This window comes from Rhizobium acaciae (assembly GCF_025941625.1).
GTDB lineage: Bacteria > Pseudomonadota > Alphaproteobacteria > Rhizobiales > Rhizobiaceae > Rhizobium > Rhizobium acaciae.
The window spans coordinates 215,724-229,145 of the sequence record NZ_JAPCZO010000003.1; the positions used below are offsets into that span (position 1 = coordinate 215,724).

The 13,422-nt window shown below is 62.9% G+C and carries 15 protein-coding genes; 6 read left to right on the forward strand and 9 right to left on the reverse strand.

Annotated features, from left to right (window positions below; all coding sequences use genetic code 11):
* Nucleotides 1–82: 82 nt before the first annotated feature.
* Both OLZ32_RS06780 and OLZ32_RS06785 read right to left on the reverse strand, forming a co-directional pair.
* Nucleotides 83–388 carry a DUF1244 domain-containing protein gene (locus OLZ32_RS06780; protein ID WP_017989391.1) on the reverse strand — a complete coding sequence of 102 codons (306 nt, stop codon included), beginning with the start codon at nucleotides 386–388 and terminating at the stop codon, nucleotides 83–85.
* Between the two features lie 15 nt (nucleotides 389–403).
* A complete protein-coding gene (locus OLZ32_RS06785; RefSeq protein WP_003552686.1) occupies nucleotides 404–1,192 on the reverse strand; it encodes an N-formylglutamate amidohydrolase in 789 nt (262 codons plus the stop codon).
* Between the two features lie 201 nt (nucleotides 1,193–1,393).
* Here OLZ32_RS06785 and OLZ32_RS06790 point away from each other — a divergent pair, with 201 nt between their 5' ends.
* From OLZ32_RS06790 to OLZ32_RS06800, 3 genes are all read left to right on the forward strand, one after another.
* The gene (locus OLZ32_RS06790; protein WP_011653476.1) at nucleotides 1,394–1,879 is read left to right on the forward strand and encodes a DUF1036 domain-containing protein; all 486 of its coding nucleotides are present in this window, start codon (nucleotides 1,394–1,396) and stop codon (nucleotides 1,877–1,879) included.
* Nucleotides 1,879–3,318 carry a pyruvate kinase gene (gene pyk / locus OLZ32_RS06795; protein ID WP_011653475.1) on the forward strand — a complete coding sequence of 480 codons (1,440 nt, stop codon included), beginning with the start codon at nucleotides 1,879–1,881 and terminating at the stop codon, nucleotides 3,316–3,318. Before OLZ32_RS06790 ends, pyk begins: the two co-directional genes overlap by 1 nt.
* Before the next feature lie 123 nt (nucleotides 3,319–3,441).
* Entirely contained in the window at nucleotides 3,442–4,077 is a 636-nt protein-coding gene (locus tag OLZ32_RS06800; RefSeq protein WP_028742236.1) for a LysE family translocator, read from the forward strand.
* A 2-nt stretch (nucleotides 4,078–4,079) separates the two neighbouring features.
* On the opposite strand, the gene OLZ32_RS06805 is transcribed toward OLZ32_RS06800, so the two are convergent.
* Genes OLZ32_RS06805 through OLZ32_RS06815 form a run of 3 tightly spaced genes read right to left on the reverse strand, consistent with a single transcriptional unit; the run spans nucleotide 4,080 to nucleotide 5,454 of the window.
* A complete protein-coding gene (locus OLZ32_RS06805) occupies nucleotides 4,080–4,637 on the reverse strand; it encodes a DUF4865 family protein (RefSeq protein WP_264420291.1) in 558 nt (185 codons plus the stop codon).
* Nucleotides 4,634–5,038, reverse strand: a complete 405-nt coding sequence (locus OLZ32_RS06810; protein ID WP_011653472.1) for a cupin domain-containing protein — start codon at nucleotides 5,036–5,038, stop codon at nucleotides 4,634–4,636. The genes OLZ32_RS06805 and OLZ32_RS06810 overlap by 4 nt, the downstream gene beginning before the upstream one ends.
* Nucleotides 5,035–5,454 (reverse strand): tautomerase family protein, encoded by a 420-nt coding sequence (locus OLZ32_RS06815; RefSeq protein WP_130787613.1) that lies wholly within the window; start codon nucleotides 5,452–5,454, stop codon nucleotides 5,035–5,037. The genes OLZ32_RS06810 and OLZ32_RS06815 overlap by 4 nt, the downstream gene beginning before the upstream one ends.
* 117 nt (nucleotides 5,455–5,571) lie before the next feature.
* Between OLZ32_RS06815 and OLZ32_RS06820 the strand changes: the two genes are divergently transcribed.
* Together OLZ32_RS06820 and OLZ32_RS06825 are read left to right on the forward strand one after the other, a co-directional pair.
* A complete protein-coding gene (locus OLZ32_RS06820; protein ID WP_264420295.1) occupies nucleotides 5,572–6,468 on the forward strand; it encodes a LysR substrate-binding domain-containing protein in 897 nt (298 codons plus the stop codon).
* 231 nt (nucleotides 6,469–6,699) lie between these two features.
* A complete protein-coding gene (locus OLZ32_RS06825) occupies nucleotides 6,700–7,506 on the forward strand; it encodes a phytanoyl-CoA dioxygenase family protein (RefSeq protein WP_264420298.1) in 807 nt (268 codons plus the stop codon).
* Nucleotides 7,507–7,544: 38 nt separating this feature from the next.
* On the opposite strand, the gene OLZ32_RS06830 is transcribed toward OLZ32_RS06825, so the two are convergent.
* Complete coding sequence (locus OLZ32_RS06830; RefSeq protein WP_041936610.1) at nucleotides 7,545–8,489, reverse strand: GlxA family transcriptional regulator; 945 nt, start codon at nucleotides 8,487–8,489, stop codon at nucleotides 7,545–7,547.
* Nucleotides 8,490–8,616: 127 nt separating this feature from the next.
* On the opposite strand from OLZ32_RS06830, the gene OLZ32_RS06835 reads away from it, so the two are divergent.
* On the forward strand, nucleotides 8,617–9,414 hold the full coding sequence (locus OLZ32_RS06835; RefSeq protein ID WP_011653467.1) for an SDR family NAD(P)-dependent oxidoreductase: 798 nt from the start codon (nucleotides 8,617–8,619) through the stop codon (nucleotides 9,412–9,414).
* 67 nt (nucleotides 9,415–9,481) lie between these two features.
* On the opposite strand, the gene OLZ32_RS06840 is transcribed toward OLZ32_RS06835, so the two are convergent.
* The 3 genes from OLZ32_RS06840 to OLZ32_RS06850 form a co-directional block, all read right to left on the reverse strand.
* The gene (locus tag OLZ32_RS06840; protein ID WP_011653466.1) at nucleotides 9,482–10,456 is read right to left on the reverse strand and encodes a threonine ammonia-lyase; all 975 of its coding nucleotides are present in this window, start codon (nucleotides 10,454–10,456) and stop codon (nucleotides 9,482–9,484) included.
* 156 nt (nucleotides 10,457–10,612) lie between these two features.
* Entirely contained in the window at nucleotides 10,613–12,349 is a 1,737-nt protein-coding gene (gene ggt, locus OLZ32_RS06845) for a gamma-glutamyltransferase (RefSeq protein ID WP_028742228.1), read from the reverse strand.
* A 138-nt stretch (nucleotides 12,350–12,487) separates the two neighbouring features.
* Nucleotides 12,488–13,345, reverse strand: coding sequence for a helix-turn-helix transcriptional regulator (locus OLZ32_RS06850; RefSeq protein WP_028742227.1), 858 nt, complete (start codon nucleotides 13,343–13,345; stop codon nucleotides 12,488–12,490).
* Between the last annotated feature and the right edge of the window lie 77 nt (nucleotides 13,346–13,422).

Genomic DNA, 13,422 nt, shown 5'->3' on the forward strand with positions numbered 1-13,422 from the left:
CTGGTTTTTCGGTGATCAATTTTGGATGCCAGTGACTGCCGCGAAGCGGCGTCACGGTCAAGCCTGTTCGCGGCCAGCCAAGCTATTTGTGTGGATTGTTCAGTTCAAAAGCAGCCTTTTGCACAGGCGAGGCCTCGTTCTGGTGAAGATTCTTCCAGTCCTCATAGGACATGCCATAGACCATCTCGCGCGATTCGTCCCTGGTAACCGGGACACTTTCGGCCTCGGCGGCTTCGCGATACCAGTTCGACAGGCAGTTGCGGCAGAAGCCGGCCAGATTCATCAGATCGATGTTCTGGACGTCGCTGCGTTCGCGAAGATGTGCGACGAGGCGGCGGAAGGCGGCAGCTTCGAATTCGGTCCGTTGTTCCTTGCTGAGCGCGGTCATCTTGCTTCCTTTCTTTCAATAGGGGCCGGTGCGTGAAAGATGAACGTCGTATCCGTGCAAGGCGGGATCGGCATTCATCGCCGCAAAGATCGGCGCCAGGCGTTCGGCCCATGCTGATATGCCGGTCTCGTCTCCGATCAGGTCTTGGCGCACCTCGAGCAGCGCATGCGGAATGCCTGTGATCATGCAATGGCGGTACATGGTATCGCCCTTCAGTGCGCCGTCATAGGGTTCGTTGTCGCCAACGGCGAGATCGGGATCGGCACGCAGCATGTCAAGCAACGGGCCGACGGCACGATGGTCGCTATCCCAGAGCACGGCAGCGTGCCAGGGACGGGGAATGCCTTTCCAGGCCGGCGTGAAGGAGTGCAGCGACAGCACCAGCGGTGCCCTGCCGGTGGCATTCGCCACGCTGTCGATCGTTGCGGCGACAGCGTCGTGATACGGGCGATGGAAGGTTTCGATGCGGTAGTCCCATTCCTGCGGCGTGATCGGATGATTGCCTGATATGACGGCGCCGTCGGAGATCTTCATGATCAGCGTCGGATCGTCTTCGCCGCGATTCGGATCGATCAGCAGACGCGAAAAGCCGCCGAGCACGGCAGGAACGCCGAGCTTCGCCGAAAGCTGCCGCGTCAGGCCCTCGATGCCGATGTCATAGGCGATGTGGCGGGCGAAGGCCGCGTCGGGCAGTCCGAGCCGGCCATATCGCGCGGGAAGGCGGTTCATCGCGTGATCTGCGAGGATCACCATGCCTTTGTCATGTTTGCCGGATAGGATTTCGAAGGATTGGAAGTCGTCCATCAGGGAATTGCCGTTCGTCATTGCGCCGTCGGGCGCAGTGATCGCATGCACCTGCGGCAGGTTCAAGCGCGGCAGGGTGGGGAGAGGTTGAGTCGGACCCTCGACGGTGGTTATGAAAGGAAATATAATCGATTAGCATTGCGTTGACTTTCGCTTGACGGCGGCGCAAGAAGACACGGATACGAATAACCGTGGAGCTATTTGGGAGCCGTGTTGATCCAAGCCGCGCCAAGTTTCCTCACGCGGTCCGGACCGCTGGTCCGTCTCGCTCTGTTCGCTCTTGCAGCCGCCATGCCGTTTTTCATCGCAGATGCCGCACGCGCCGATTTTCGCGTCTGCAACGGAACACAGAATCTCGTCGGCGTTGCGATCGGATACCGGGCCAAGGATGGCTGGGTGACGGAGGGCTGGTGGCAGGTGCCGGCAACGACCTGCGCCACGCTGATCGAGGGAGAATTGCAGTCGCGTTATTATTACCTCTACGCAGAGGACGCCGCCCGGGGAGGACGATGGACGGGTGACGTGCAGATGTGCGTGGCGGAAAATGAATTCAAGATCTCGGGTGTGCAGGATTGTTATGCCCGCGGTTACCAGAAGATGGGATTCAAGGAATATGATACGGGCCGCCAGGGTAGCTGGATGGTTCAACTCTCCGACACCCCAGGGACGCAAGAAAGCCAGAATTGATGAAGCGTAATCGCAAAGTTAAAATCCTCGCCACCCTCGGGCCAGCCTCCTCCGAGGAATCGATGATCGAGAAGCTGCACCAGGCCGGTGCCGATGTCTTCCGCATCAATATGAGCCATGCGAGCCACGACATGATGCGTATGCTCATCCAGCGCATCCGCTCGGTCGAGGCGCGCTCCGGCCGGCCGATCGGCATTCTCGCCGACCTGCAGGGACCGAAACTGCGTGTCGGCAAGTTCGTCGACGGCAAGGTGGATCTGAGGCCCGGCCAGACCTTCACGCTCGACAACAACGAAGCGCTCGGCGATCAGAGCCGCGTCTATCTGCCGCACCCCGAGATCCTGGAGTCGGTGCAGCCCGGCCACCGTCTGCTGATCGACGACGGCAAGCTCGCCCTGCGCGCAGAAAAATGCGACGGCAAGAGCATCGTCACGACTGTTATTTCGGGCACGCGCATCTCCGACCGCAAGGGCGTCAGCCTTCCCGACACGCTGCTCGGCGTCGGCGCGCTGACGGACAAGGACCGCGCCGATCTCGACGCAGTGCTTGCCACCGACGATGTCGACTGGGTGGCGCTTTCCTTCGTCCAGCGTCCCGACGACCTTGCCGAAGTGCGCAAGATCGCCCGCGGCCGCGTCGGCCTGATGTCGAAGATCGAAAAGCCGCAGGCTCTTGAGCGCATCGAGGAAATCATCGAACTGTCAGACGCATTGATGGTCGCCCGCGGCGATCTCGGCGTCGAAATGCCGCTCGAATCGGTTCCCGGCATCCAGAAGCAGCTGATCCGTGCCTGCCGCCGTTCGGGCAAGCCGGTGGTCGTTGCCACGCAGATGCTGGAATCGATGATCTCCGCGCCGGTGCCGACACGCGCCGAAGTTTCCGACGTCGCGACCGCCGTTTTCGAAGGTGCTGATGCCGTCATGCTCTCGGCCGAATCGGCCTCGGGCGACTATCCCGTCGAAGCTGTGACGACGATGGCGTCGATTGCCACCGCCATCGAGCGCGAGCCGCATTATCCTGGCATCATCTATGCCCAGCGTGCCCAGCCGGAAGCGACCGGCGCCGATGCGATTTCGCTGGCCGCCCGTCAGATCGCCGAAACGCTGAAGCTGTCGGCGATCGTCTGTTATACCTCGTCGGGCACGACAGGCCTTCGCGCTTCGCGCGAGCGTCCGCAGGTGCCGATCCTGGCGCTGTCGCCGATCATCAAGACGGCGCGCCGTCTTGCCGTCGTCTGGGGCCTGCATTGCGTCGTCACCCATGACGCGACCGATCTCGACGACATGGTCAACCGCGCCTGCCGCATTGTCGCGGACGAAGGCTTCGGCAAGCCGGGCGATCGCATCATCATCTCGGCCGGTGTGCCGCTCGGCACGCCCGGCGCCACCAACATGATCCGCATCGCCTATATCGGCTCCGACGGCCAGAGCGGCGTCTGATCCAATTGCATGGTTTCTAGAGCCCGCTGCCTGAAACGGCGGCGGGCTTTTTCGTTCATGGGCCGGCATTGCCAAAGGCGGCGGCGCATGCAAGTTTCGATATTCTGGGTTCGGAGGAGCACTATGGATATCGTCACGCTTCTGGCTTTTGCAGCTGTTTCCTTCGTTGGCATCGTGACACCCGGACCGACCGTGCTGCTTGCGCTGACCAACGGCTCTCGGCATGGCCTGCGCCGGGCAGTTGCCGGCATGATCGGCGCGGTGCTGTCCGATTTCGTGCTGATCGGCGCCGTCGCGATCGGGCTCGGTGCACTGCTCGCTGCATCGGAATTCTGGTTTTCGATGCTGAAATGGGCGGGTGCCGCCTATCTCGCTTTTCTCGGTATCATGCTGCTGCGTTCGAAGGGCACGATCGATGCGGCGTTGAAGTCCGGAGCGCCTGCGGGCGCGACATCGCCCTTCTCGATCGGACTGAAGAGTTTTATGGTCGCGGCGACCAATCCGAAGGGCTACCTGTTCTTCTCGGCCTTCCTGCCCCAATTCATCGATCCGACCATGCCGCAGGCGACGCAATATATGCTGCTCGCCCTTGTCTTTGCCGCGCTCGATTTCCTCATCATGTTCGGCTACGCCTTCTTCGGCTCGCAGGCGGTGCGTTTCCTGAAAACCTCGGGCGCCATGTGGCTGGAGCGGGCCTGCGGTGGCGCGCTGCTGGCGCTCGCCGGCTCGCTGGCCTTCTATCGCCGGGCAACCGTCTGAGTTCAGGGTCGAGCCAGGGATAGATGACCGACGCGATAGGCTTGCGCGTGCTCGCCGATCTCGGGAAGCTCCCGCCAAAGCCTGAAGCGCACCCGCGTCCATGTCGTCGGTTCGAAACCGGAGACGGAGGCGAGTGCGCCGCCTGTCGCCAGGTCTGCTTCGGCCGCCGCGCTTTCGGCGCGGTGAATATCGGCGAGCGGCGCGTAGGGCTGCGTCTGCTGGATATCGCGTGTTGCGAACCTTGCCGCGGCGATGTCGGATGAGACTTCCGACCGCCAGACGATCCAAGTCCTCACCCGCGGCCAGCCGAAGGCACCGGTCAGCGTCTCGAAGCCCGGACCGCAGAGGAAGTCGCTTGCCCCTTCCGGCTTCTGCCAGAGATAGAAGGGCGCATAGAGATTGTCGCGGCTGCGGAACTCCCCCTTGCGGGCGCTGAGATAGGCTTTGAAGCCGAGATTGGGAAAGCCGTCGAGCAGCGGTCCCTTGTCGCGGATGCGGCGGTCGATGATCGACATGTCGTAATCGGCGGGCAGGGTGAAGCTGTACTGCATGGCGATCATGATTGTGCCTCCACCGGTCGCAGCCATTCGACGACGCTGCCGTTTTCCGCCGGCTGGAGGCTGATATAACTGAAGGGGCTGTCATCGGCCGCGCCATGCCAGTGGCGCTCGCCGGGTGCAAACCAGACGGCATCGCCGGCACGCAATGTTTCGATCGGGCCGCCCTCGCTCTGCGCCAACCCATGGCCCGAAAGCACATAGAGCAGTTGGCCCCTGGGATGTGTGTGCCAGCGGGTGATCGTTCCGGGATCGAGCGTGGCGCGCATTGCGGTGTTTTCGCCGTCGGCGCTGCCTTCGAGCAGCATCTCGACCCAGAAAGGCGACGTTGCGACGCCCTCCGGCGAGCGGATCGCCTTGCCAGGGCGTCTAACAGTCATGGTCTTCGGGTTCGAAGCGCTCATTGCCGGGCTCCAGCCACACGGAGCCGCCAGTCTGGGTCGGTCATCTGGGCAATGCCATTACCGAAGGACCAGTCTTCTGGTGTGCTGGTGCTGATGACGATCATTACGTCCTCCGGCCGGAGGCCCGGCGATTGCGCCAGGAGATCGGCGAGGCGCCGATAGAGCGCTGCCTTCATCTCGCCGGTGCGAGGCCTGCCGATCGTGATCGAGATGTAGACGAAGTTGTCCGAGCGCGGGCCGCCGAGATAGCTGCGATCGAAGATCAGCTCGCGCTCGTCATGCTGGTGGATGGCCAGGAAGCGGTCGTTTTCGGGCACGTCGAAGGTCTCGACCAGGGCGCGCTGGATGTTGTCGGCCAGTGCCATGAGGTAGTTCGGCGACTTGCCTTTGCGAAGGGAAATGCGAACGAAGGGCATCGGGATCTCCATGGTTCAGGCCGTCGGTCGGCCTTGACAGCAGAACCATCGCACGGCACGATGATGCTGAAAATCAGAATTTAATGGATGAATGATCCTGAAAAATAGGATTATGTAATGCGACGGACGATCTTCGATCTCGACGTGCTTCGAACCTTTTCGACCGGCATGGAGCTCGGCAATTTCGCCAAGGCGGCCGAGCGGCTCGGGCGTTCGACCTCGGCAGTGAGTGCGCAGCTGAAGAAGCTGGAGGAGCAGGCGGGCACGCCGATCTTCCGCAAGGCGGGGCGCGGACTGGCGCTGACCGATGCCGGCGAGACGATGCTCGGTTATGCCAGGCGGCTGCTGGAGCTCAACGACGAGGCGGCTGCGGCCGTCAACAGCGTCGAGCTGGAAGGCTGGGTGCGGCTCGGCCTGCAGGAGGATTTCGGCGAGACACTGCTGCCTGATGTGCTCGGCCGCTTCGCGCGTGCTCATCCGAAGGTCCGCATCGAAGCGCGGGTGGTGCGCAATGCCGAACTGCTCGAGCGCGTCACATCGGGCAAGCTCGATCTCGCGCTTGCCTGGAGTGACGGTACGCTGACGGCGCATTGCGAGCGGATCGGCGAAGTGCCGATGCGCTGGATCGGACCTTCCGAGGGGCAGCCGGCTTGGCACGCCGCAAGCGGTGAGCCGATGCCGCTCGCCTCGCTGGAAGCGCCGTGCCTGCTGCGCAGCGCCGCGACCAAGGCGCTGGATGAGGCGGGCATCTCCTGGCGGCTCGCCTTCGTCAGTCCCAGTCTCGGCGGTCTCTGGGCCGCGACGGCGGCAGGCCTCGGTCTCACCATCCGCACGCCGATCGGCCTGCCGGCGAAGGTCTGGCCGCTGGCGCCGAAGACCATCGGCTTGCCGGATTTGCCGAAGCTCGGTCTGGTCCTGCATCGGGCGGAAGCCGAACCGCAGCCGGCTGCGGTCCGGCTTGCCGAGCTGGTGCTTCAGTCCGTGCAGGGCGCGCTGCGCGAGGTGTTGGCTTGACATCTCCGCATTGACCCCTCGGGCGCAAGCCTATAGCCTCGAACCGCTATGAAGACGTTCACCCTCAATATCGCTTCGGTCTTCTTCTTGAGCCTCTAAGGCTCTGCCTTCGGGCATCAGAAGATGCGGGCCGCTGACCAGCCTTTGCGGCTGGCGCGTCGCCGTGGACTGTAACCACCCTGTGTCTGGCCAAGGAAAGAGCCGGCAGGATTGGCGATAGAGAGATATGTCATGACATCAAATGTTTATCCGGCGGCACTGAGTGCTGCGCAGATCGAGCAATTCATCGAGGACGGTTTCGTCAGGATCGACGACGCTTTTCCCCGCGCATTGGCCAAGGAAGCTCGCGCCATCATGTGGCGCGACATTCCCTTCGATGCGGATGATCCAAGCACGTGGACGCAGCCAGTCGTGCGACTTGCCGGCTATGGCGGCGGGCCGATTGAGAAAGCCGTCAATACGCCGGTGTTGCATTCGGCCTTCGACCAGCTCGTCGGCAAGGGTCGCTGGGAGCCACGCAGTGGGCTTGGCAGTTTCCCGGTCCGTTTTCCCCATCCCGATGATCCCGGCGATGCCGGTTGGCATGTCGACCTGAGCTTTCCCGGCGAGGATTCCAATCCGGATGAGCAACGGGACTTTTCCGCCTGGCGGGTGAACGTCACCTCGCGCGGGCGGGCGCTGCTGATGCTCTTCCTGTTCTCGGATGTCGGGGAGGAGGATGCGCCGACCCGTATCCGCGTCGGTTCGCACAAGGATATCGCCCGCCTTCTTGAGCCGGCCGGCGAGGGAGGGATGGCCCACCTCTGGCTGGAGCGTGTCGGGGAGGAGCGGCCGCTGGCGTTGGCGACGGGACGGGCGGGCACGGTCTATCTGTGCCATCCGTTCCTCATCCATGCAGCGCAGATGCATCGCGGCAAGGAGCCGCGTTTCATGGCGCAGCCCGGCCTTGCGCCTTCCGAACCGCTTCGGCTCGAACGAGATGACGGCGCCTATTCGCCGGTCGAAATCGCAATCCGCCGGGCGCTTCAAGAGCGGTAACGAGGATAGAATACATCCGGTTCAAAAGGCCGGGTGCATCACATCTGCAGTTCCTGCAGGGCGGCGCGCCGAATTGCCTGCGGCGGCTGACCGAAAGCGCGAAGGAAGGCGCGGCGCATGCGCTCGCGATCGGCAAAGCCGGTTTCGCGGGCAACAACATCGATCGGGTGGCGGCCCTGCTCCATCATCAGCCGGGCCGCTTCCAGCCTCAGGTTCTCGACGGCCTTCGCCGGCGATTGTCCGGTTTCGGCGCGGAAGGCGCGGCTGAACTGTCGGGGGCTGAGATGGGCGGCTTCCGCCAACTCCTCGACTGAGAGCGCCGATTTCAGATTGCTGCGGGCGTGGGCGAGCGCCTTCTGGATGCGGTCCGATTTGGGCTCCAGTTCCAGAAGGGCGGAAAACTGCGATTGGCCGCCGGCACGCCTGTGATAGACGACGAGCTTGCGGGAAACCGCGCGCGCCACCTCGAAACCGTGATCCTTCTCGACCATCGCCAAAGCCAGGTCGAGACCGGCCGTCATGCCTGCCGAGGTCCAGATGGAACCGTCGATGATGAAGATCCGATCCTCTTCCATCTTTATCTTGGGATAGCGGCTTTGCAGTTCGCGCGAGACATACCAGTGCGTCGTCGCGCGGCGGCCGTCGAGGATGCCGGCTTCGGCAAGAAAGAAGGCGCCGGTACAGATCGACGCCAGGCGACGTGTGGCGGGCAGGGCGGCGCGAATGAAGTCGGCTTCTGCGGCATTCGGCAGCCTGATATCGGGCGCGCCCGCCACGATCAGGGTGTCGAGGGCCGGGGCGCCGAAGGCCTCCGTCTCCATCATCATGCCAAGCGAGTTGGCAACCGACCCACCATTTTCTGAGAGGTAGCGGATCTCGTAAGCCTTTTCCTCGAGTTCGAGATTGGCGAACTCGAAGGCGGAGACGGCCGCCAGGCTCATGATCTGAAAGCCGGGATAAAGCAGAAAGCCGATTTGCTGCATGATCATCGCGTCCTGAGAAAAGTATGTCCTGAAAGGTGGTATAAATGACATTCAGGACATTTACAATCAGGCGTAAGACTCTCCCCAAGCGCAAGGCATCGTGCCGGCGTATTCAAGGAGACGGATCATGACACAGGACCATAAGGGTACGGCGCTGGTGACCGGCGCATCCTCGGGCATCGGCGCAATCTATGCCCACAGGCTGGCAAAGCAGGGTTACAATCTCATCCTCGTTGCCCGCAACGGCGAGCGGCTGAAGGCGCTGGCAAGCCGGCTGACCGATGAAACCGGCCGGACGGTCGAGACTGTCGTTGCCGATCTCGGCTACCGGGCCGATCTTGCCCGCATCGAAGGGGTGTTGAAGGATGACCGGAGCATCACGCTTCTGGTCAACAATGCCGGTGTCGGTGGAACGGCGCCGCTGCTTTCCGCCGATGTCGAAAAGATGCAGGAGATGATCGAGCTCAACGTCACGGCGCTGACGCGGCTGACCTATGCCGCCGTGCCGGGTTTCGCTACACGCGGCGGCGGCACGATCATCAATATTGCGTCCATCGTAGCGATCGCGCCGGAGCTGCTGAACGGCGTTTACGGCGGTACGAAAGCCTTCGTACTCGCCTTCAGCCAGTCGCTGAAGCACGAACTGGCGGAGAAGAACATTCGCGTGCAGGCCGTGCTGCCCGGCGCTACCGCCACGGAATTCTGGGACATCGCCGGCACGCCGGTCGAACATTTGCCGAATGAGATCGTGATGTCGGCAGAAAATATGGTCGATGCGTCGCTCGCAGGTTTTGAGCAGGGCGAATTTGCAACGATCCCTTCGCTTGAGGATGCAGGCCTGCTTGCCGCCTACGAGCGGGCGCGTCAGGCATTGATGCCGAACCTCTCACGCACCGCGCCGGCGAAACGCTACAAGGTCGCGTAACTATAAAAGATAGAAACCATCCGCGGCTGCTGCTGCGGATGGTCGACGGCGTTCACTTGGACGATGTTCAGCCGAAACGTTCCAGAGCCATGGCGAAGATATCGGCATCGACATTGCCGCCGGAGGTGACCACGATGACCGTGTCGCTTTCCAGGGCATCGCCATGGAAGAGGGCGGCGGCAAGCGCCACGGCGCCGCCGGGCTCGACGACGATCTTCAGCCGTGTGAAGGCGAGCGCCATGGCGCGCAGCGCCTCGTCGTCGGTGACGACGATGCCGGCGCCGGCGAGGCGCTTGAGGATCGGGAAAGTGATATTGCCCGGCTGCGGCGTGACGATTGCATCGCAGATCGAGCCTGACACCGCCGCGTTGCGTTCGATCTTGCCGGAGGCGAGCGAGCGGGTGGTGTCGTCGAAATCCTTTGGCTCGCAGGGGCGGACGCGAAAGCCGGGGGCGCTGGCTTCGAGGGCGAGCGCAATGCCTGAGGTCAATCCACCGCCGCCGCAGGGCACGAGGACTTCGGCTGACGTCACGCCTTCCTCTTCCGCCTGTTCGGAGATTTCGAGACCGGTCGTGCCCTGACCGGCGATGACCAGCGGTTCGTCGAAGGGCTTGATCAGCGTCAGGCCGCGCTCGGCCGAAAGTCTCGCGCCGATCTCGTCGCGGTCCTCGTTGACGCGATCGTAGAGCACCACTTCGGCGCCGAAGGCGCGGGTGTTGGCGATCTTCAGCTTCGGTGCATCGCTCGGCATGATGATGACGGAGGGGATATTGTGCAGCTTGGCCGCAAGCGCAACGCCCTGGGCGTGGTTGCCGGAGGAGAAGGCGATGACGCCCTTCGAGCGTACCGCAGCATCGAGGCCTGAGACGGCCGACCAGCCGCCGCGAAACTTGAACGAGCCGGAATGCTGCAGACATTCCGCTTTCACGAACAGGCGCCGGCCGGCGATCTCATCGAGGAAAGGGGAGGAGAGTAGCGGCGTGCGCCTTGCATGACCGCGCAGACGGGCGCGGGCTGCGACAATCATTTCAATGCTGGCCATTCGGGAATCTTTCTGCTTGCGGGTTCGCCCATGCATAGGGCGCGGCAAGCCAATTGTGAACGGCGACTTTGTCACGGTGACATGAATGGTGCCACCGCTGCTTCTCGAGCCGCGTTGCACTTCCGCCGACGGTTTGATCAGGCGATCCCCGAAGCGTCAGTAGCCGCTTGCAGACCCTTCTGCCGCGCGGCTATCCATGGCGCCGTTATACCGGGCGCCGCCGCCTTTTGCGATGGCCGCAAGGCTTTTGCCGCCGACGAGGATGCCGGCGGCCTGGCCCCATTGCGGCGTGTCGTTGCCGCCGTCGAAGCTGTAGCCCATGGCTGCGAGCGTCTTTTCCGTATCCGGCGAAAGTGCATAGGGTTCGAGAAAGACCTTGTCGGGCTGCCATTGGTGGTGGAGACGCGGGGCGTTGACCGCCTGACTGATATCCATGCCGAAATCGACGACATTGAGGATCGCTTCCAGCGTGATGGTGATGATGCGCGAGCCGCCGGGGCTGCCGATGACCATGAAGGGCTTGCCGTCTCGGGTGACGATCGTCGGGCTCATCGAGGAGAGCGGCGTCTTCTTCGGGGCGATGGCATTGGCCTCGCCCTGCACCAGTCCGTAGAGGTTCGGCACGCCGGGCTTGGAGGTGAAGTCGTCCATCTCGTTGTTCAACAGAACACCGGTGCCGGGCGCTACGACCGCGGCACCGAAGGAGCCATTCAGCGTATAGGTGACGGCGACCGCATTGCCCTCGTCGTCGATGATCGAATAATGCGTGGTCTCGGTGCTTTCCTTGCCGCCGAGCGGCTTCAGGTTCGCCGAGGTGCCGGCCTTGTAAGGGTCGATCTTGGCGGCGATCTCCAAAGCATACTTCTTGTCGAGCAGCTTTGTGACCGGGTTCTCGACGAAATCGGGATCGCCGAGTGCAGCATTGCGGTCGACATAGGCATAGCGCATCGCCTCGACCATGATGTGCACGGTTTCGGCCGAGTTATAGCCGAGATAGGAAAGCGGGTATCCTTCCAGAACGTTGAGGATCTCGCAAATGATGACGCCGCCGGAAGACGGCGGCGGCGAGGAGATGATGTCGTAGCCGCGGTAATTGCACTCGATCGGCTTCAACTCGCGCACGGCATATTGCTCGAAGTCCTCCTTGGCAAGGATGCCGCCCTTGGCCTGGCTCGCCTTGACGATCGCCTCGGCGGGCGCGGCCTTGTAGAAGGCGTCGGGGCCTTTTTCCGAGATGCCTTCCAGGACGGCGGCAAGGTCCGGTTGCTGGAGTTTTTCGCCGGATGCATAGGGTTTGCCATCCGGTTTCAGGAAGATCTTTGCCGCCGTCTCATCTTTGGCGAGGCGTTTGGCGTTGCCGGCGAAACTTGCGGCGTCGCCCTGTTCCAGCGTGAAACCTTCCTTGGCGAAGCGGAGCGCCGGCGCGATCAGTTCTTCGCGCGACTTGGTGCCGTATTTCTCGCGCGCGGTCTCGAAGCCCATGACGGAGCCCGGCACGCCGACGGCAAGATACCCGTCGAGGCTGGCACGCGGCACGATATCGCCCTTGGCGTCGAGATACATGGTCTTCGTTGCGGCAAGCGGCGCGCGTTCGCGGAAATCGAGGAAGGTCTTGGTGCCATCCTTCAGGCGGATGGTCATGAAGCCGCCACCGCCGAGGTTGCCGGCCGAGGGATAGACGACCGCTAAGGCATAACCGACGGCAACCGCCGCATCGACGGCGTTGCCGCCGCCTTTCAGCACCTCGACGCCGACATCGGTCGCCAGATGCTGGGCTGTGACGACCATGCCGTGCTCGGCTTCGACCGGCGCAGGCGAGGCGGCAAAAGCCGAGGTCAGGCTCAGCGACAATGCTGATATGACGGAGATCGTCCCGATATGCAGGCGGCCCATGATTTCCCCTCCTATGGACAATGATGGAAAAACATATGGGACTGCCTGGGCCCGAGGCAATGCAAGGGGTTGGCTTTAAATCATGTCGCGCAAAACTGTGCCGCGGGTTTGCGACGACGACATAGGTAAAAACAAAACCTAAAGCGTGAGGAGTTCGGTGAGTTTCCGGGTGGTTTCGTCGTCATCGAGCGGCGTGTAGACGATGAGCTTCATCTCCGGCCGGCTGGTCAGTGTCAGGCCGGTATGTTCGAAGGACATGCGGCCCTTGACGGGGTGGTTGATGCGCTTGATGCCAGACAGCGGACTGACGACCTCGTGGCGCTGCCACCAGTCACGAAATTCAGGGCTTGCCTGTTTCAGCAGCGCGATCAACCGTTCGAAATCCGGATCGCCGGCATAACGCGCGCTGTCGGCGCGAAACATCGCCAGCGAGACACGGGCAACTGCCTCCCAGTCGATGAGGAGCTTGCGATGCGCCGGGTCGGCAAAGAGGCGATGCATGGTATTGCGCTCGTCGCGGTCGAGCGTGCCGTAGCCGCCGAACAGCACGTCGGCGGCGCGGTTCCAGGCGAGCACGTCCCACCGGCGGCCGAGTACATAGGCCGGTTGGTGAGTCAGGTTGGCGAGCATGCGCTGCAGCGGCTCGTCGACACATTCAGGTGCGGACGACACTGCCTGAGGCACTTGCCGATTGTTGAGGGTGAAGAGATGCCGGCGCTCCGCCTCGTCGAGGCGCAGCGCATCGGCAAGGGCGTTGAGCACCTGCATGGAGGGCCGGATGTCGCGGCCCTGTTCCAGCCAGGTGTACCAGGTGGTGCCGACGCCGGCGAGCATGGCGAGCTCCTCGCGGCGGAGACCCGGCGTGCGCCGGCGAAACCCCTCCGGCAGGCCAACCTCGGAGGGCGTCAGCCGCTCGCGACGGGAGCGCAGAAAGGCTGCGAATTCACGGCGGCGGGCTTCGAATGTGTCGGATCTCTGGTCCATGGCGGCAATCATATCAGTATCGATACCAGGATAAAACTGGAACTGTTTGCCGTTTCCGGGCCGCGCATGATGCCGGTGTCGCAGGTGGT